Origin of the sequence: Myxococcus dinghuensis (genome assembly GCF_024198235.1) — a bacterium.
In the GTDB taxonomy this organism is placed as follows: Bacteria; Myxococcota; Myxococcia; order Myxococcales; family Myxococcaceae; genus Myxococcus; species Myxococcus dinghuensis.
In genome coordinates, this window is record NZ_JAKCFB010000062.1 from 1 (window position 1) to 18061 (window position 18061).

The following is an 18061-nucleotide window of genomic DNA, read 5'->3' on the forward strand; positions in this document are numbered from 1 at the left end:
GGACGGCACGCGGGGTGGGCGCCGCGCCTGGGGGGCGCGGCGTGGGGGTGGGCGCCACGCCCGCGGGACGGGGCGTGGGCGTGGGGCGCGGCGTGGGCGCCGGGGATGCGGACTCCGCGGGGGACGGGGTCGGCGTGGCGCTACCGGGGGTCGAGGCCGGCCGCCGGATGACTTCGACCGCGGGCACCGCCCGCCGTGTCTTCCGATCGTTCACAGTCGTACGTTACCTGATGCGAGGAGCCCGGACATGCCCGGCTTCACGGCTGAAGGGATGCTGAGAGGTCCACTTTCCACCCGGACGGCTCCCGGACCATCCGGACCTCGTGGGTGCGTCCTGGCGAGCGCACGTCCAGTGTCGCCTCGTCGCCCGACTCCTTGACCACGGAGACCTCGGTAACATCCTCGGGGGGAGGGACATTCGCGAAGAACAGCCCCAGGGGCTCCGGCTTCACCGCGCCCCCCGAGGCGTCGCTCACGGCCTGGGCTTTCTTCATGAGCGCGTCCTGGGTCGGCTTGGAGAGCACCGCCCAGGCCTCGCGGAGGTCGTCGCGACGCACCATCCGGTGGAAGGAGACATAGGCGTCCTGGGGCGTGTCGAAGCGGGGCCGGTTGCAGCCGCCCAGGCCCACCAGGACCAGGGCCACCCACCAGGACATCTTCGCGGTTGGACGCATGGGGGTGGGGTTTAGGTCAAAGCGGCGCCGGGGAAAAGCCTCAGGTGCGTCCACCTCACGGAACGTGTTGCCGGACACGGTTGCGGCCCGCCTCCTTGGCCGCATAGAGGCCCGCGTCCGCCGCGCGCAGGAGGGCCTCCGCGCTCCCCAGCGCCTCCGCGGGCACCGTGGCCACGCCCAGGGACGCGGTCAACCGCACCTGCTGCCGCCGCCCGTCCACCGCCACGTGCTCCAGGTCCAGCGCCGCGATGGCCTCGCGCATGCGCTCGCACACGGTGAGCGCGTCCGGCGGCGCGGTCTCCGGCAGGAGCGCCACGAACTCCTCCCCTCCGTAGCGTGCCAGCACGTCCACCTCCCGCAGCCGCGAGCGCGCCGTCTGGGCCACCGCCCGCAGGACCTGGTCCCCGAAGGGGTGGCCGAAGGTGTCGTTGATGCGCTTGAAGTGGTCGATATCGAGCATCACCAGGGACAGCGGCGACTGGTAGCGCCGCGAGCGCGCGAACTCCTCGCTCAGCCGCTCCTCGAAGCAGCGCCGGTTGAACAGGCTGGTGAGCGCGTCCGTGCGGCTGAGGGCCAGCAGCTCCTCGCGCCGCCGCGCCAGCTCCTTGTTGGCCCGGTCCAGCTCCCGGTTCTTCTCCACCAGCGCGTCCTGCAGCGCCTTGAGCCGCAGCATCGACTTCACCCGCGCCGACAGCTCCAGCATGTCGAAGGGCTTCACCAGGTAGTCGTCCGCCCCCAGCTCCAGCCCCTCCACCTTCCCCGCCGCCTGCCGCGCCGTCATCAGAATCACCGGGATGAAGCCGAAGCCGTCCTCCCCCGCGTTCGCCTTGATGATGCGGCACACCTCCACGCCGCCCAGCCCCGGCATCTCCACGTCCATCAGGATGAGGTCCGGGCGCGACTCGCGGATGGCCGACAGCGCCTGCGCCCCGTCGTGCGCCTCGCGGAAGAGGTACCCGCGCGGCGCCAGGCCCTCGCGCACGTGCGCCACATGCGCCGGGTCGTCGTCCACGATGAGCACCGTGCGACCACTCAGCTCCCCTGCGGGCCCCGTCCTGCGGGCGACCTCCTGCGTCTTCTTCCGCTCGCCTTCCGCCATGCGGTTGCGCCCCCAGTGCAATCGTCCCGCGTCGCAAGAATGCTTGCAATTCTCACCTGTCGAGTCCGCGAAGCCAAGGGGTCAGGCAGGTGCCCCGGCCCGGGCCCCTACCGCGGCTTGACGAGGCGCGCGCGGTACACCGGCTCGCCGGACGCCAGGTAGCGCCGCTCCCGGGTGGAGGGGACCTCCTCCGGGTCATAAGGATGGAAAACGCCGGAACCCAGGGGGTTGTGGAATCCGGAGGATTCCAGGATGGAGAGCATGTTCTCGGCGCGGTCCTGGACGTCGGTGCGCATGTCGAACAGGCCGCCCGGGGCGAGCTTGTCGAGCAGGAGCCTGGCGAAGGAGGGCTGGACGACGGCGCGCTTGGCGTGGGCGCGCTTCCACCAGGGGTCGGGGAACTGGAGGTGGATGGCGGAGAGGGAGCCGTCCGCGAAGATGCGGGGGACGACGAAGCGGGCGTCGGATTCGACGACGAGCAGGTTGCGCATCCCGGCCTTGACGGCGCGGTCCTGGGTGTCGCGGGCGTACTTCTTGCGCCACTCGAAGGCGACGAAGCGGACGAGCGGGTTGCGGCGGCAGTACTCCAGCGCGTGGCCGCCGGCGCCGGAGCCGATCTCCAGCTCCAGCGGGCCGGTGAAGCCGAACTCGGCGTCCCAGTCCACGGGGGTGTCCTGGGTGAAGTACTTGAGGCCGACGGGGTCAGGCAGGAGGCGGGGACGAGGCATGCGTTAGGGGGCTCCAACCACGGCGGTGGCGGGTCTGGCCAGGGAAAAACACTGCTATAGGAGGGGCCATGAAGGTCTACCAGTCGGTGACGGAGGCGGGCCGGGCCCTGGCCGGACAGGCGCTCGCGCTGGGCAACTTCGACGGCGTGCACGTGGGGCACCAGGCCCTCTTCGCGGAGGCGCGCCGCCACGCGCCCCCGGCGGCGTTCACCTTCCACCCCCACCCCGGCAAGGTGCTCCAGCCGGACCTGGCCCCCAAGCTCATCACCCTGCTGCCCCGGCGGCTGGAGCTCCTGGCGCACTACGGGCTGGAGTCCGTGGTCGTGCAGGCCTTCTCCCGCGACTACGCGCGCACCCAGGCCGCGGACTTCGAGGTCGCCCTCTTCGACACGCTCGGGGTGGCCCACGTCGTGGTGGGCAGCGACTTCACCTACGGGGCCGCGCGGGCGGGCACCGTGGAGACGCTCCGCGAGGCGGCCTCGCGCCGGGGCGCCCGGCTGCACGTGGTGTCACCGGTGACCGTGGACGGCGTGGTGGCCTCGTCCTCCCGGGTGCGCGAGTACATCCTGGAGGGGCGCGTGTCCGCCGCGTGCCGGCTGCTGGGCCGGCCGTTCGACCTGGACGGCACGGTGGTGGCGGGCGCGGGGCGGGGGAGGACCCTCGGCTTCCCCACCGCCAACGTGGACACGCAGAACGAGCTGCGCCCCGCGCCGGGCGTATACGCCATCCGGGTGCGCTTCCTGGGGGAGGCGACGGCGACGTGGTACGGGGGGGCGGCCAATATCGGGATCAAACCCACCTTCGGGGGCTCGGAGGTCACCATCGAGGCCCACCTGCTGGACTTCGCCGGGGACCTCTACGGCCGCGAGCTGCGGGTGCAGTTCCTGGAGCGGCTGCGGCCCGAGCAACGTTTCGGTTCCGTGGCGGAGCTCACGGGGCAGATCAAGCGCGACGTGGAGGCTGCTCGCACGGTGATCGCCCGCGCGGGCGACTGAGCATTTTTCTCGTGGTTGTTCAACGGGTTGCCTCGGCCAGGCAGGCTCAGGGGGCGCCTTGACGGGCGTGCGCGGCTCCCCTCTAATCGCCGGTCAGGAACCGTGCCAAGGTGCTGTGGGGCCCGAGGCATCTCCCCTGTCTTCAGAGTGCGAGACGGGCCCCCGCCCGTCTCATCCTTCTTTGCCACAAGGAAGAGGCTTCACGAATGTCCGGTCGACTTGGTGAACTGCTGGTTCGCGAGAACCTCATCTCCGTCCAGCAGCTGCGCAAGGCCCAGGAAGAGCAGCAGAAGAGCGGCGCGCGCATCGGCACGGCGCTCATCAAGACGGGCGCCATCGAGGAGTCGAAGCTGACCGACTTCCTCTCCAAGCAGTACGGCGTGCCGGCCATCAACCTGAAGGACTTCGACATCGACGCGGAGATCATCAAGCTCGTGCCGAAGGAAGTGGCCGAGAAGCACCTGGTGATTCCCGTCAACCGCGCCGGCCCGTCGCTCATCGTGGCCATGTGCGACCCGTCCAACATCTTCGCGGTGGACGACCTGAAGTTCCTCACCGGCTACAACATCGAGACGGTGGTGGCCTCGGAGGTCTCCATCCGCGAGGCCATCGAGCGGTACTACGCGGAGAAGGGCCCCTCGATGGAGGAGATCGTCGGCGACGTCGGCGACGACATCGAGGTGGCGAAGGAGGAGACGGAGAACATCGACGAGATGGCCAAGGCCGCGGACGACGCGCCGGTGGTCAAGCTCGTGAACCTCATCCTCATGGACGCCATCAAGAAGCGCGCGTCCGACATCCACATCGAGCCGTACGAGAAGGACTTCCGCGTCCGCTTCCGCATCGACGGCGTGATGTACGAGGTCATGCGCCCGCCCATGAAGCTGCGCAACGCGATCACCTCGCGTCTGAAGATCATGGCCTCGCTCGACATCTCCGAGCGCCGCCTGCCGCAGGACGGCCGCATCAAGATCAAGATGGGCGGCGGCAAGGAGATGGACTTCCGCGTGAGCGTGTGTCCCACGCTCTTCGGCGAGAAGGTCGTGATGCGTCTGCTCGACAAGAGCAACCTCCAGCTCGACATGACCAAGCTGGGCTTCGACGCGCAGCCGCTCGCGTGGTTCAAGGAGGCCATCGACCGGCCCTACGGCATGGTGCTGGTGACGGGCCCCACGGGCTCCGGCAAGACGACGACGCTGTACTCGGCGCTCTCCAGCCTCAACGACGTGGGCACCAACATCTCCACCGCGGAGGATCCGGTCGAGTTCAACTTCGCCGGCATCAACCAGGTGCAGATGCACGACGACATCGGCCTGAACTTCGCCGCCGCGCTGCGCTCGTTCCTCCGCCAGGACCCGGACATCATCATGATTGGTGAGATCCGCGACTTCGAGACGGCGGAGATCGGCGTGAAGGCGGCGCTCACCGGCCACCTGGTGCTCTCCACGCTGCACACCAACGACGCCCCGGGCACGGTCAGCCGCCTGCTCAACATGGGCATCGAGCCGTTCCTCGTGACCGCCTCGCTCAACCTCATCCTCGCCCAGCGTCTGGCGCGCCGGCTGTGCCCGGCCTGCAAGAAGCCCGCGGACAAGGTGGACGAGCAGGCCCTCATCGACGCGGGCGTGCCGCCGGACAAGATCGGCACCTTCACCATGTACGAGAAGGTCGGCTGCCGCGACTGCAACGACCGTGGCTACCGCGGCCGCGTGGCCATCTACGAGGTCATGCCCTTCTGGGATGGCCTCAAGGAGCTGGTCATCAACGGCGCGTCCGCCGCGGAGTTGAAGCAGGAGGCCATCCGCCTGGGCATGAGCAGCCTTCGCATGAGCGGTCTCAGGAAGATGATGGACGGCGCCACCACCCTGGAAGAGGTCGTGGGCAACACCGCGCCGGACCGCTTCTAGTCATCCCCCTCCCCAGCCTGACCGAAGGACACCCCCACCGTGGCGAATCTGCACCAGCTCCTCAAGGCAATGGTCGAGAAGGGCGCTTCCGACCTCCACGTCACCACCGGCTCCCCGCCGCAGTTGCGCGTCGACGGCGAACTCGTCCCCTTGAAGACGGCGCCGCTGACGCCCGTGGAGACCAAGCAGCTCTGCTACTCCATCCTCACGGACGCCCAGAAGCACAAGTTCGAAGAGGACAACGAGCTGGACCTGTCCTTCGGCGTGAAGGGGCTGTCGCGCTTCCGCGCCAACATCTTCATGCAGCGCGGCGCGGTGGCCGGGGCGTTCCGGACCATTCCGTTCAAGATCCTGACCTTCCAGGAGCTGGGCCTGCCGCCGGTGGTCGCGGAGCTGGTGAAGAAGCCGCGTGGCCTCATCCTGGTGACGGGACCCACCGGGTCGGGCAAGTCCACCACGCTGGCCTCGATGATCGACAAGATCAACACCGAGCGTCATGAGCACATCATGACCATCGAGGACCCCATCGAGTACCTGCACCCGCACAAGAACTGCCTCGTCAACCAGCGCGAGGTGGGGGCGGACACGCGGAACTTCAAGACGGCCCTCAAGTACATCCTCCGCCAGGACCCGGACGTGGTGCTGGTGGGCGAGCTCCGCGACCTGGAGACCATCGAGGCGGCGCTCACCATCGCGGAGACGGGCCACATCTGCTACGCGACGCTCCACACCAACAGCGCGGTGCAGACCATCAACCGCGTGCTGGACGTGTTCCCGCCGTACCAGCAGCCCCAGGTCCGCGCCCAGCTCTCGTTCGTGCTCGAGGGCGTGATGAGCCAGTCCCTGGTGGCCAAGGCGGGCGGGCCGGGGCGCGTGCTGGCGCTGGAGGTCATGGTCCCCAACCCCGCAATCCGGAACCTCATCCGCGAGGACAAGGTCCACCAGATCTACTCCTCCATGCAGGTGGGTCAGGCGAAGTACGGCATGCAGACCTTCAACCAGGCCCTGGCGGCGCTCCTGCTCCGGCGCGTCATCAACCAGGACGAGGCCTTCGGACGCTCCAGCGACCCCGAGGAGCTGCGCAACATCCTGGCCGGGGGTGGTGTCGTACCCGGTGCCCAGCGGCCAGCCGGAGGGGCGGGCGGTCGTTAGTTCCGAGTTTTGCGGTTCAGCGGTTAGACTCGCGCGGCGTCCGCGGAGGTCGAGCTCATGGCAGCACCGGCAGTCCAGAAGGCAACAGCTTCCAAGAAGAACACGGCCCAGTTTCTCTGGGAGGCGAAGACCAAGGGCGGAGAGACCAAGAAGGGCGAGATGGAGGCCTCGGACATCGAGGCCGTCAACGCGCGCCTGAAGTCCCTGGGCCTCAACCCGGTCAAGGTCCGCAAGAAGAGCGCCCTGGACGGTGAAATCACCCTGCCCGGCATCGGCGGGGTGACGGGCAAGGACATCCTCGTCTTCACGCGTCAGTTCGCGACGATGATCGACGCGGGTCTGCCGCTGGTGCAGTGCCTCGACATCCTCGCCAGCCAGATGGACAACCCCGCCTTCAAGAAGGTGGTGATGGCCATCAAGGGCAAGGTGGAGCAGGGCAGCACCTTCGCCGACGCGCTCAAGGAACACCCCAAGGTCTTCGACGAGCTCTACGTCCAGCTGTGCGCCGCGGGCGAGGTGGGCGGTATCCTCGACACCATCCTCAACCGTCTGGCGGCCTACCGCGAGAAGAACGAGAAGCTCAAGCGCAAGGTCAAGGGCGCGATGACCTACCCGATCATCGTCATCCTGGTGGCCATCGGCGTGACGGCGCTCCTGCTCCTCAAGGTGACGCCGGTGTTCGCGGACATGTTCGCGGACTTCGGTTCGGAGCTGCCGGCCCCCACGAAGATCGTCGTGGAGCTGTCCGACTGGGCGCAGACCTACTGGCTGCACGTCTTCGGCTCCATCGCCGCGCTCGTCGTCTCCTTCTCCTGGAGCTACAAGCAGCCCAAGGGCCGCAAGTTCTGGGACAAGGCCTTCCTGAAGTTCCCGCTGTTCGGTCCCGTCATCCGCAAGGTGGCGGTGGCGCGCTTCACCCGCACGCTGGGCACGATGATCTCCTCGGGCGTGCCCATCCTCGACGCGCTGGACGTGACGGCGAAGACGGCCGGCAACCGCACGGTGGAAGAGGCCATCTACTACGTGCGCTCGAAGATCGCCGAGGGCAAGAACATCGCGGGTCCGCTGCTGGAGACCAAGGTGTTCCCGTCCATGGTGGTGCAGATGATCGGCGTCGGCGAGGCGACGGGCGCCATGGACACGATGCTCAACAAGATCGCCGACTTCTATGACGACGAGGTCGACACCGCCGTCAGCGCGCTGACGTCGATGATCGAACCGCTCCTGATGGTGTTCCTCGGCGGCGTGGTCGGTGGCTTCCTCATCGCCATGTACCTGCCCATCTTCTCCATTGCCGGTGCCATCAAGTAGCTCCGCCGCCCCCGGGGCGCGCGCGGACGAGGCCGAGAGGCTGCGCGCGCGCCTGGTGTGGTTGGTGTTGTTCCGCACGGTGGCGGCGAGTCTCTCCCTCGTCATCACCGTGGCGCGCCTGCTGCTCCAGCCCCTCGAGGAGCCGAGCCGGGCGGACACGCTCTCGCTGGCGGTCATCATCGCCGCGTACGTGTCCACGGTGGTGGTGGGCATCCGCCTGCGCCGCGAGAAGGCGGGCCGGATGGACGCCTGGGTGCAGGTGCTGGGCGACGTGGTCATCGCCACGGGCCTGGTGTTCCTCAGCGGCGGCTCGGACTCGCCGCTCACCTTCCTCTACAGCCTCGCCGTCATCGGCGCCGCGGTGGTGCTCGACTGGCGCGGGGCCCTGTGGGCGGCGGCGGTGGGAGGCGTCGCCTTCGCGGGCCTGGTGGTGGGGGTGCGCCTGTCGGACGGGGCGCCCCTGGGGCCGGTGTTGCCCAGCCGGGGCCTGTTCGTGCTCGGCAGCAACCTGCTGGCGCTGGGGCTCATCGCCGTCCTGGCGGGCTATCTCTCCCGGCAGCTCTCCGCCGCGGGCGGCGCGCTCGTCGCCCGCGAGGCGGACCTGCGGAGGCTCGGGCGGCTGCAGCAGCAGATCCTCTCGTCCATGCCCTCGGGGCTCATCACCTGTGATGCGCAGGGGCTCGTCACCTACGTGAACACCGCGGCGCGGGGCATCCTCCAGGTGGAGGACGCCGGCACCGTGGGGCAGCCGCTGGAGTCCCTCCTGCCGGGCGTCTCCGCGCTGGCGCCGCGCTCTCCCCGTGGCGAGCTGGTGGTGGGGGTGAAGGGGAGCCGCCGCCGCATCCTCGGGTTGTCCGTCACGCCGCTGGAGGGCGACCCCGGGGCTTTGCTCATCGTCTTCCAGGACCTGACGGAGCTACGGCGGATGGAGGAGGACCTGGAGCGCTCGGACCGGCTGGCGAGCCTGGGCGCGCTCTCCGCGCAGTTGGCGCACGAGCTGCGCAACCCCCTGGCCGCGATGCGTGGCTCCGCGCAGTTGCTGGCGCAGGAGACGCCCCGGGACGGCGTGGTGCAGAAGCTCACCAACATCCTGGTCCGCGAGTCGGACCGACTCGCGCGCCTGGTGGAGGACTTCCTGCGCTTCGCGCGCCCCCCGGAGCCGGTGCGCCGTCCGGTGCCGCTGGACGCGCTGCTCGCGGAGACGGTGGACATGCTGCGGGCGGACCCGCTGGCGCGGGATGTGCGTGTCGAGGTCTCCGCCCAGGAGAAGCTGACGGCGGCGGTGGACCCGGACCAACTGCGCCAGGTGCTCATCAACCTGGTGCGCAACGGGTTCCAGGCGGCGGGGCCGCGGGGCTCGGTGAAGGTGGCGCTCGCCCGGGGTGAGGCGGAGGCGCAGATTCGCGTGTGGGACTCGGCGGGGAGCATCACCCAGGAGATGATGGGGCACCTGTTCGAGCCCTTCTTCACCACGCGGGATGGTGGGACGGGCCTGGGGCTGTCCACCGCGCACTCCATCATCCGGGCGCACGGTGGCTCCATCCGCGTGCGCTCGGACCCGGCCGAGGGCACGGAGTTCGTCGTGGGGTTGCCGTTGTGACGTCAACGCAGGCAGGAGAGGGCAGCGTGCGAGGCCACGTGCTGGTGGTGGATGACGAGCTGTCCATGCGGGAGTACCTGGAGCTCCTGCTCCACCGCGAGGGCTACGCGGTGACGAGCGTTCCCAGCGTGAAGCCCGCGTGCGAGGCGCTGGCGCGCGACGGCATCGACCTGGTCATCTCCGACATGAAGCTGGGCACGGGCAGCGGGCTGGACGTGCTGCGGGCCGCGCGGGCCCGCAAGGAGCCTCCGGAGGTGGTGCTCATCACCGCCTATGGGACGCCCTCGGCGGCGGTGGAGGCCATGCGCGAGGGTGCGTATGACTACATCTGCAAGCCCTTCGACAACGAGGAGCTGCGGCTGCTGGTGCAGAAGGCGCTGGAGAAGCGCACGCTGCGCCAGGAGAACACCTCCCTCCGGGCGCGGCTGCTGCCGGGGCTGGGCGCGGCGGTGGGGCAGAGCCCTCGGATGCAGGCCGTCTGGGCGCTGGTGGAGAAGGTGGCGTCGGGCCGGAGCACCGTGCTGGTGACGGGCGAGAGCGGCACGGGCAAGGAGCTGGTGGCGCGGGCCATCCACATGCGCGGCAGCCGCGCGGCGCTCCCGTTCCTGCCGTTCAACTGCGCGGCGCTCAACGAGGGCACGCTGGAGAGCGAGCTGTTCGGCCACGTGAAGGGGGCCTTCACCGGCGCGCTCCAGGACCGGCAGGGCCTGCTCGTGTCCGCGGGCGAGGGCACGGTGATGCTGGACGAGGTCGGGGAAATGCCCCTGGCCACGCAGGTGAAGCTGCTGCGCGTGCTTCAGGAGCGGAAGGTGAAGCCGGTGGGGAGCGCGGCGGAGGTGCCCTTCCAGGCGCGCGTCATCGCGGCGACCAACCGCCGGCTGGAGGCGGAGGTGAAGGCGGGGCGCTTCCGCGAGGACCTCTTCTACCGCCTCAACGTCATCACCCTGGAGCTGCCGCCGCTGCGCGAGCGCGCCGGAGACATCTCCCTCCTGGCCAACCACTTCCTCACGCGCATGGCGGAGGAGCTGGGGCGTCCCGCGCTGCGCTTCGCGCCGGAGACGCTCGCGCTGCTGGAGCGCTACGCGTTCCCGGGCAACGTCCGCCAGTTGCAGAACATGGTGGAGCGCGCCGCGACGCTGTCCGACTCGGACCTGCTGGGGCTCTCCACGCTGCCTCCGGCCGTGCGAGGCGACTCGGAGCCGGCGACGCGTTCGGAGGAGGGCGGCGAGCCGACCCTGGGCGGGGGCTTCAACCTCGAGCGCCACCTGGATGACAGCGAGCGGCGCTACCTGCTCGCGGCGCTCAAGCAGGCGGGCGGCGTGAAGACACGGGCGGCGGAGCTGTTGGGGCTGTCCTTCCGCTCGTTCCGTTATCGCCTCGCCAAGCACGGCCTCACGGACGACCTGGACGAGCCGCCCCCCACCGCGGGCCGGGGCTGACCTCCTGGCTGCCTCCGGGCCTCATCAGGGGGCCCGGGGGCCAGCGACTCCCGCGTCGATGGGGCGCAGGCCCGGGCGGGAGGGAATCAGGGTGGGCTCGGAGCGATAGAGTCGCCACCGCCCTGTTCGCGTCACGGGCGTGACGGGCATGGCACGCGCGAACTCGTCGTGGCTCTCGTCGCCGTCCAGGGCGACGAGGACGTGGTCGAAGTACTGGAAGTCCCCGGTCGTGGCGTGCTCGGGGTTCCATGTGAGCCCGGGTGTCCACGGCGGGCGCTGGAAGTCCCGCTGCACCACGGGACTTGGCGCGAACCACGCGAAGGAGAAGCTGAGGGTCGCGCCCCGCAGGACGTAGGCGTACGAGAAGGCCTGCAGGAAGGGCCTCCCGAGGACCAATGCGCTCTCCCTGGGATACGCGAGGCCCAGGAGTCGGGCGCCCTGGGGGACGGCGTCCACCGCGGTCTCCAGGCCCTCCAGTTCGTCCTGCTCGAAGGCCTGCCAGGTCATGGCGGTGAAGCCCGACAGGAGCAGGAGCGCCGCGGCGCTCCAGGCATGGAGCGCGCGCGAGGGGAGCCGGGGCGGGGGCAGGGCGAGCAGCAACAGCACCATCGCGCAGGGCAGCCACCGCTCCGCCAGGAGGATGGTGTTGCTGTACTTGTCGGGGAGCACCAGCGCGCAAGCGGTGAGGAGCAGCGCGGGGACGAGGAGGGCGCCGTCGACGTGTCCACGCAGCTCGCGCCGGTGCTGCCAGAGACCCAAGCCGAGCCAGCCGACGACCAGGAGGAGCACGGGGCCCTCCACGGAGTCCCTCAACCCGCCCAGCGCGGCGGTCAGGAGCCCTGGGGGGGAGAGGCGCTCGGCGAAGTCGCGGATGTAGAGGGGGGGGGAGGTGAAGCCCCGCTGGGCGAGCTGGGGGTACCACCAGAGCGCGAGGAGGCCCACGGGAAGGACGGCCACCGCCTGGCGGAACACGGCCCTCCAGCCCGGGCGTCGCGTGGCCCAGTGCGCCGCGAGGGTCAGCATCGCCATGGCGAACCAGAGCGCGTGACACGCATACAGCAACGCCGCGCAGAGCGTGTGCCGGACGAGCACCGCGACGACGGAGCCGTCCGTGCGCTGGATGACCTGGAGCCAGAGCAGGTACAGCGGCCAGCCAACGAGGAAGGGGATGAATCCCCAGTAGAGCGACTGGCTGAAGAAGAAGACGCTGGCAAGCACCGCAGCCACGGGCGCACGGTCCCGTCGCCAGGCCAGCGCGTGGACTGCGCCGACCCAGAGAAGCCCCAGCAAGAGGAGAGAGAGGCTCGCCACGGCGCGCGCGGGGGCCACGAGCCACACCGGGAGCAGCACGAGGTGCGCGCCCCAGTACGGGGTCAGCGGCTGGATGGCGAAGGGGCCATTCGAGGTGCCCAGCGTCTCGATGAAGAGCCGCATCTGCCCGAGGTGTTGGGGCAGGTCCGTGACGGGAGGAATCCTCACGACGAGACAGGGGACCGCGATGGCCGCCGCGCTCAGGAGCCAGAGCACCCACCGGCGACGCGAGCCGCTCATCGAGCGGTCCCGGTGGCGCGCGGCGTCTGCGCCTCCGCGGGCTGCTCGAACTCCGCGGGCGAGGCCATGGTGAGGTAGCTCAAGCGCTTCGTCTCGAGCGCGAGCTGGCTCGAACTCTCCAGGATGAGCCCCACGAACGAGACGAGCGAGCCGAGCAGCACCATGCCCATGGCCAGGATGGCGGTGGGGAAGCGGGGCACCTGTCCGGAGTGGAGGAACGTGCTGAAGATGGGGATGGCCAGGAGCAGCGCGAGCAGGATGGTGGCCAGTCCCAGGCTCCCGAAGAACTGTCGTGGCCGGTGGAGCCGCTGGAGGCGGAGGACGTGCCGGAGGATGCGGAAGCCGTCGCGCCAGGTGTTCAACTTGCTCGCGGTCCCCGCGACCCGCTTCGAATAGTGGGTGGGAACCTCCCGCACGGGCATGCGCAGCTGGAGGGCGTGGATGCTCATCTCCGCCTCGATCTCGAAGCCCTCGGACATGCACGGGAAGGACTTCACGAATCGCCGGGAGAGGACGCGATAGCCGGAGAAGATGTCAGACAGCCCCTTGTCGAAGAGCCTCGCCACGACCTGGTTGAAGAACCAGTTGCCCGCGACGTGGCCCGCCCGGTAGGCCTCCTTCTCGCTGTGGATACGGGTGCCGACGACCATGTCCAGGGAGTCGTCGACGAGGAGGTGGACCAGCCTGGGCGCCACGGAGGCGTCGTAGGTGCCGTCACCATCCGCCACCAGGTAGATGTCCGCGTCGAGGTCCGCGAACGCGCGGCGGATGACATTGCCCTTCCCTCGCCGCATCTCGCCGCGCACGAGCGCCCCGGCCTCGTGCGCGACGTCACGCGTCCGGTCGGTCGACGCGTTGTCGTAGACGACGATGGTGGCGGAGGGGAGTGCCTGCTGGAAGGCCAGCACGGTGGCGCGGATCGCGGGCTCCTCGTTGTAGCAAGGCAGGATGACCGCGATGCGCGGAGGGGACTTGGGCATGAACTCGTGTCCGGGAGAGGGTCGGGAGGACACCCGTCGGCGTGGGGCGCGAGTGTAGCCCAGGTGCTTCGCGCCCCGACGTGCTCATCATGGCGGGAGGTGCCCGGTCGAGTGCTTCCTCCTCCGGAAGCGTTCCCGCACGCCGCGGTCTCTCCCCACCTGGGGACGGCCCGCGTCGGGGTGCGCTTCCGGTGGACAACCCGCCACGGGGCGGACCATCCTCGTCGCCTCCCCAATGCGACCCGTCTGGCTCCGCGTCCTCGTCCCCCTGGTTGCTGCCTGTGCCTGCGTGCTCGCCTACTGGGCGCTCTGGCATTCCCAGTTCGGTGGCTTCATCCTGGATCTGGGCAGCATCGACATGTCCACGAGCCGGTATCTGCTGCTGGCCGCGACCCTCGCGTTCCTGGGGCTGCCGCTGGTGGGCTTCGTGACCCTGGCCGGCGCGAGGTTGCTCCCGGCCCAGCGGGTCGAGACCCTGCGCGCGGCCTGGGTGGCGTATCCGGACCGGCGGGCCTTGCTCTTGGTGGGGCTCCTGGGGACGTTGATTCCATTGGCCATCCAGGCCTCCATCCTGAACCACGCACCGGTGACGGACGACGAGGCGTCGTACCAGTTCGCGGCGAAGCTCCTGGCGTCATTCCGGCTCTGGGTGCCCTCGCCCCCGATGAAGCTGTTCTTCGACAACGTCTTCCTCATCAACGATGGGAAGATGTACAGCCAGTACTTCCTCGGGTGGCCCTTCCTCCTCGCTTTCGGGACGAAGCTCGGCATCCCCTGGGTCGTGAATCCGTTGTTGTCGGGCGCGACGGCCGTGGCCGTGTTCCTGATTGGCCGTCGGTGGTGGGGCGGCGCCTGGGGCAAGGTCGCGGCGGGGCTCTATCTCGTATCGCCGCTGTTGATGACCGGGGCCGCCACGATGATGTCCCATACGGCGGCCATCTTCGCGCTGGCGTGGCTGCTGTACTTCGTCGTGCGCCAGGAGGAGGACTCCCGGCCATTCGTGGGGGCCCTGGTGGCGTTGTTCTACTGCCTGACCTTCTGGACGCGCCCCGCCGTGGCCCTGGGGATGGGCACGCCGTTCCTGGTCCTGTGGCTGTCCCGGCTCTGGAGGACGAAGTCCACGGCGCGTTGGGGTTCGCTCGCGGCGTTCGTGCTGGTGGCGGCGCCGCTGGGGGGCTTGTTCCTGCTCACGAACGACGCGCTGACGGGCTCGCCGTGGACCACGGGGTACCATGCGGCCGCCCGCTATGCCCGGGAGAATGACTTCCGCTTCGTCTTCTTCGGGCCGCGCGAGGTCGCGGGCGAAGGGTTCTTCTACTTCTTCACGGACCGCTCGCCCGTGCTCGCGGTCGGGCGCCTGGTCCTGGCCTTCTTCCGGCTCAACCTGGATTCGTTCGGCTGGCCGTTGGGCTTCGCCTTCGCCTTGCTGGCGCGTGGGGCGCGTGCCCGGTGGCTGGTCGCGGGGATCCTCGGCTTCTGTGTCGCGCATCTCCCGGTGGCGGACGCGGGCGTCGACTCCTTCGCCCCCGTCCACTACTCGGAGGTGATGTTGCCGTTGGTCCTGCTCTCGGCGGAGGGTGTGCGCTCGCTCTGGAGATGGGCGGGAGGGCTCGGGGCCCAGGCGTTGGTTCCCTCGGCGCTGGTCGGATGCGTCTGCGTTTGCGCGACGATGTACCTGCCGCCGCGGTGGACCACGCTCCGCCTGATGGCCAAGGACGTCAACAATCCCCGCAACGCGGTGGAGCGCAAGGCGCCCGACGACTCGGTCATCTTCATCCGAAGCGGGTTCGCCATTCCGTGCAAGGCCCGCCCCGCGCGGCACTTCGTCTTCTTCCGCCCGAACAACAGCCCCGACCTCGACGACCGTGTGCTGTGGGTGAACCACATCAGCCTGGAGCGGGACCGGCAGTTCCTGCGCGAGGTGTTTCCTGGCAGGCAGGGCTTCCTGTTGGCGGTGAACGGCAAGGACTGCCAATCCCACCTCTTTCCGCTCGACAGCGCCCCCGCGGATGTCTTCCCGCCCTCGGTTCGTGAGCGCCCGGGCGACTTTCCGTAGCCCAGCGGTAGCGCAGGCGTCGTCTACTGGAGTCGGTCATGTTGAAGCAGGAAGCGAAATGGCTGGGACGCGAACTGGGAAGGCTAGACCTCTCCCGTGCGTCGCCGGTGGTCAATGTGGGCAGCTCCACACGCTACTTCCGCGAAGTCCAGCAACCGTGGATTGATCAGGACCTGTTTGCGCCCCTGCGTCGACGGGGAGGGCGCGTCATCCACCAGGACCTGAAGGCGGACGACGGCGTGGATGTCGTCGGCAGCCTGATGGACCCGGAGTGCCTTGCCCGCCTCGCCGAATGGTCGCCTCGCTCGGTGTGCTGCACGAGCGTGCTGGAGCATGTCGATGACCGGCGGGGCTTCGCGCAACGCCTGACCGAGCTGGTCGCGCCGGATGGCGTGCTCCTGCTGTCGGTGCCTCGCGCGTTCCCGTGGCATCCGGACCCCATCGACACGATGTTTCGCCCCTCGGTGGATGAACTGGTGGCGCTCTTCCCGACGATGCGTCCCAGGGCCGCGAAGGTGGTGGCGTGTGGACGGCTCCTCGACCTGGTGGCGGGTGATCTGCCCGGAGCTGTCTCCCGACTGCTGAAACCTGGACGGGGCGCTGGAGCAGACGACGTGCCGCGTGCTTCGCTCCGTCAATGGTTGTGGCCCTGGCTGGTGAAGCCGTTCGAGGTGACGTGTGTCGTACTCGAGCACGCCTAGCGGCCACGTCGCGTGGTGTCCCTCCCGGGGCTACGACGCGGGGCTCTCGTTGAAAGGCACGGCCATCCACCCATGAGTCGTTATCGCGACAACATCCTCGAACTGATGGCGGGCCTCCTGTCAGACGTGCCCGTCGTGGATCGCGCGCTCGACTTCGGCGCGGGGGATGGGTGGTTCGCCCAGGCCGTCACCCGGCGGGGGTGGGCGCGTGAGGTCGTTCCCGTCGACGTCCAACGCCGGGAGCACGGCCTCGTCGACCCCGTGTTGTATGACGGCCAGCACCTCCCCTTTCCGGACAGGTCCTTCCCGCTGACCTACAGCATCGACGTCGTGCACCACGCGCCGGACCCGGTCGCGACGCTCGAGGAGGTCCTCCGGTGCACGGGCGAGTACTTCCTGCTCAAGGACCACACGTACCGTGGCCGGTTCGGCTACCTGACGCTGTGTGTGCTGGACGAGCTGGGCAACCGCCGCTTCGGCGTTCCCTCTCGCTACCGCTATCAGCACGAGTGGTCATGGATGCCGGTGCTGGAGCGGGCGGGCTTCGCGCTCCAGAAGTTCATCCATCCGGCGGAGTGCGAACGAGGCCCCTCAGAGTGTTGAACCAGTTCCAGTTCGTGGGCTTGTGGAAGCGCGTCCGGCCCGGACCGGTTTGAACATGGGCGCGCGGACGTCTTCGTGGCGGGCTCAGTGCTCGCGGACGAGGGATTCCATCGTCTGCTCGTAGTCCGTGATGAAGCGCTCGAGGCCCCATCGTGCACGGGCCCATTCCGCGACGGTCTCCCGGGGCGGCGCTCCGGCCAGGGTCGCGCGGAGCGCCTGCACCAGCGCCTCCGTGCCTTCGACGAGGGAGACCCCGGGGGCTTGGGCCACGTTGGCGACGAACGACGGGTCCGTCGACACGACGGCGGGGAGCCCGGTGAGCATTCCCTCCTGGAGCGTGAGGGGGAGCCCCTCGCCTCGGGAAGGAAGGAGCAGGGCATCCGCGCAGGCGTAGAGCCGGTGCATGCGCGCGTGGTCGACCTGGCGTAGATGGAAGGTACGAGGCAGCCCCTCGACGAGGTTCTCCAAGGGGCCTTCGCCCGCGACCAGGAGGGAGATGCCCTCGGCCGCGAGTCGGCGCTGTACGTCCGCCACCTGCTGCACGCCCTTCTTGGGGACGAGCCGGGCGGCGAAGAGGACGAGGGGCGTGGCCACGGGGAGTCCCCACTCGCGCCGGGCCGCGTGTCGCTCCTCTTCGGGGAGGGGCTGGAAGCGTGGCTCGAAGCCCAGCGGGATGATGCGCAGGGGCGCTTTCACGCCGACTCTCTGGAAATAGTCGACGACGTGGGGGCTGTAGGTCACCACCTCGCTGGCGGCCTGGAGCAGGGTCCGCCCGAGCGTCCGGTAGGCCGCCTCCTGTACCCAATCGAGGACTCCGCCGTAGGGGACCTGGCCGACGTGCTGCGTGACCAGCAGCGGCTTGCGTCGGACGCGACTGAGCGCCGTGGCCAGGGAGGAGGAGAAGTAGAGGCAATCGTGCACGTGCACGACGTCCGCCCAGCGGATCTGCTCGTGGAGCTGGCGGAGGCCCTCGGGCGTCCAGAGGGGCATGGGGACGTGCAGGTTCCGCTCGAGCCAGTTCCACGCGGGGACGCGGATGAATGGCCCGGAGACGCCAGGGGCTTCCGGGGTGGACGCGGCAATCCACCGGACGTCATGGCCCCTTCGACGGAGACCCTGGAACAACGTGTCGACCATGACCTCGATGCCTCCGGGGTGGGGAGGCATGAAGTTGGAAACCTCGAGGATGCGCATGGAACCGGGCCCTGGTGGTGCGTGCCCCTGAGAGGGCTCTCGCCGCGGCGGAGTATAGGGCCAAGCACGGC

Annotated in this window: 15 protein-coding genes; 9 read left to right on the forward strand and 6 right to left on the reverse strand. The window is 69.4% G+C overall.

The window, feature by feature from the left end; genetic code table 11:
* Positions 1–257: 257 nt before the first annotated feature.
* From LZ198_RS40025 to trmB, 3 genes are all read right to left on the reverse strand, one after another.
* The gene (locus LZ198_RS40025) at positions 258–674 is read right to left on the reverse strand and encodes a hypothetical protein (RefSeq protein ID WP_253977441.1); all 417 of its coding nucleotides are present in this window, start codon (positions 672–674) and stop codon (positions 258–260) included.
* 55 nt (positions 675–729) lie between these two features.
* The gene (locus LZ198_RS40030; RefSeq protein ID WP_253977442.1) at positions 730–1773 is read right to left on the reverse strand and encodes a diguanylate cyclase; all 1044 of its coding nucleotides are present in this window, start codon (positions 1771–1773) and stop codon (positions 730–732) included.
* A 107-nt stretch (positions 1774–1880) separates the two neighbouring features.
* On the reverse strand, positions 1881–2501 hold the full coding sequence (gene trmB / locus LZ198_RS40035) for a tRNA (guanine(46)-N(7))-methyltransferase TrmB (RefSeq protein ID WP_253977443.1): 621 nt from the start codon (positions 2499–2501) through the stop codon (positions 1881–1883).
* 68 nt (positions 2502–2569) lie between these two features.
* Between trmB and LZ198_RS40040 the strand changes: the two genes are divergently transcribed.
* The 6 genes from LZ198_RS40040 (at position 2570) to LZ198_RS40065 (ending at position 10905) form a co-directional block, all read left to right on the forward strand.
* Complete coding sequence (locus LZ198_RS40040; protein WP_253977444.1) at positions 2570–3496, forward strand: bifunctional riboflavin kinase/FAD synthetase; 927 nt, start codon at positions 2570–2572, stop codon at positions 3494–3496.
* 206 nt (positions 3497–3702) lie between these two features.
* On the forward strand, positions 3703–5403 hold the full coding sequence (pilB, locus tag LZ198_RS40045; RefSeq protein ID WP_253977445.1) for a type IV-A pilus assembly ATPase PilB: 1701 nt from the start codon (positions 3703–3705) through the stop codon (positions 5401–5403).
* A gap of 39 nt (positions 5404–5442) precedes the next feature.
* A complete protein-coding gene (locus LZ198_RS40050; RefSeq protein WP_253977446.1) occupies positions 5443–6555 on the forward strand; it encodes a type IV pilus twitching motility protein PilT in 1113 nt (370 codons plus the stop codon).
* Positions 6556–6612: 57 nt separating this feature from the next.
* Positions 6613–7866, forward strand: a complete 1254-nt coding sequence (locus tag LZ198_RS40055) for a type II secretion system F family protein (protein WP_253977447.1) — start codon at positions 6613–6615, stop codon at positions 7864–7866.
* A 61-nt stretch (positions 7867–7927) separates the two neighbouring features.
* Positions 7928–9466 (forward strand): two-component system sensor histidine kinase NtrB, encoded by a 1539-nt coding sequence (locus LZ198_RS40060; RefSeq protein ID WP_253977472.1) that lies wholly within the window; start codon positions 7928–7930, stop codon positions 9464–9466.
* Positions 9467–9492: 26 nt separating this feature from the next.
* Positions 9493–10905: a sigma-54-dependent transcriptional regulator gene (locus tag LZ198_RS40065; RefSeq protein ID WP_407667508.1), complete on the forward strand. Its 1413-nt coding sequence runs from the start codon at positions 9493–9495 to the stop codon at positions 10903–10905.
* 24 nt (positions 10906–10929) lie between these two features.
* Here the strand turns inward: LZ198_RS40065 and LZ198_RS40070 are convergent, their stop codons facing one another.
* A complete protein-coding gene (locus tag LZ198_RS40070) occupies positions 10930–12456 on the reverse strand; it encodes a hypothetical protein (RefSeq protein WP_253977449.1) in 1527 nt (508 codons plus the stop codon).
* Entirely contained in the window at positions 12453–13436 is a 984-nt protein-coding gene (locus LZ198_RS40075) for a glycosyltransferase (protein WP_253977450.1), read from the reverse strand. The genes LZ198_RS40070 and LZ198_RS40075 overlap by 4 nt, the downstream gene beginning before the upstream one ends.
* A gap of 235 nt (positions 13437–13671) precedes the next feature.
* Here LZ198_RS40075 and LZ198_RS40080 point away from each other — a divergent pair, with 235 nt between their 5' ends.
* The 3 genes from LZ198_RS40080 (at position 13672) to LZ198_RS40090 (ending at position 16796) form a co-directional block, all read left to right on the forward strand.
* Positions 13672–15492 (forward strand): ArnT family glycosyltransferase, encoded by a 1821-nt coding sequence (locus LZ198_RS40080; protein WP_253977451.1) that lies wholly within the window; start codon positions 13672–13674, stop codon positions 15490–15492.
* Between the two features lie 41 nt (positions 15493–15533).
* On the forward strand, positions 15534–16193 hold the full coding sequence (locus LZ198_RS40085) for a methyltransferase domain-containing protein (protein ID WP_253977452.1): 660 nt from the start codon (positions 15534–15536) through the stop codon (positions 16191–16193).
* Positions 16194–16265: 72 nt separating this feature from the next.
* On the forward strand, positions 16266–16796 hold the full coding sequence (locus LZ198_RS40090) for a class I SAM-dependent methyltransferase (RefSeq protein ID WP_253977453.1): 531 nt from the start codon (positions 16266–16268) through the stop codon (positions 16794–16796).
* 84 nt (positions 16797–16880) lie between these two features.
* On the opposite strand, the gene LZ198_RS40095 is transcribed toward LZ198_RS40090, so the two are convergent.
* Positions 16881–17963 carry a glycosyltransferase family 4 protein gene (locus LZ198_RS40095; protein ID WP_253977454.1) on the reverse strand — a complete coding sequence of 361 codons (1083 nt, stop codon included), beginning with the start codon at positions 17961–17963 and terminating at the stop codon, positions 16881–16883.
* Between the last annotated feature and the right edge of the window lie 98 nt (positions 17964–18061).

Bases quoted from the DNA above. Each gene is read 5' to 3' on its own strand.
- LZ198_RS40030 (WP_253977442.1), bottom strand. From the start codon at position 1,773: ATGGCGGAAGGCGAGCGGAAGAAGACGCAGGAGGTCGCCCGCAGGACG.
- pilB (WP_253977445.1), top strand. From the start codon at position 3,703: ATGTCCGGTCGACTTGGTGAACTGCTGGTTCGCGAGAACCTCATCTCC.
- LZ198_RS40055 (WP_253977447.1), top strand. From the start codon at position 6,613: ATGGCAGCACCGGCAGTCCAGAAGGCAACAGCTTCCAAGAAGAACACG.
- LZ198_RS40095 (WP_253977454.1), bottom strand. From the start codon at position 17,963: ATGCCTCCCCACCCCGGAGGCATCGAGGTCATGGTCGACACGTTGTTC.
- trmB (WP_253977443.1), bottom strand. From the start codon at position 2,501: ATGCCTCGTCCCCGCCTCCTGCCTGACCCCGTCGGCCTCAAGTACTTC.
- LZ198_RS40040 (WP_253977444.1), top strand. From the start codon at position 2,570: ATGAAGGTCTACCAGTCGGTGACGGAGGCGGGCCGGGCCCTGGCCGGA.
- LZ198_RS40075 (WP_253977450.1), bottom strand. From the start codon at position 13,436: ATGCCCAAGTCCCCTCCGCGCATCGCGGTCATCCTGCCTTGCTACAAC.
- LZ198_RS40025 (WP_253977441.1), bottom strand. From the start codon at position 674: ATGCGTCCAACCGCGAAGATGTCCTGGTGGGTGGCCCTGGTCCTGGTG.
- LZ198_RS40070 (WP_253977449.1), bottom strand. From the start codon at position 12,456: ATGAGCGGCTCGCGTCGCCGGTGGGTGCTCTGGCTCCTGAGCGCGGCG.
- LZ198_RS40090 (WP_253977453.1), top strand. From the start codon at position 16,266: ATGAGTCGTTATCGCGACAACATCCTCGAACTGATGGCGGGCCTCCTG.
- LZ198_RS40080 (WP_253977451.1), top strand. From the start codon at position 13,672: ATGCGACCCGTCTGGCTCCGCGTCCTCGTCCCCCTGGTTGCTGCCTGT.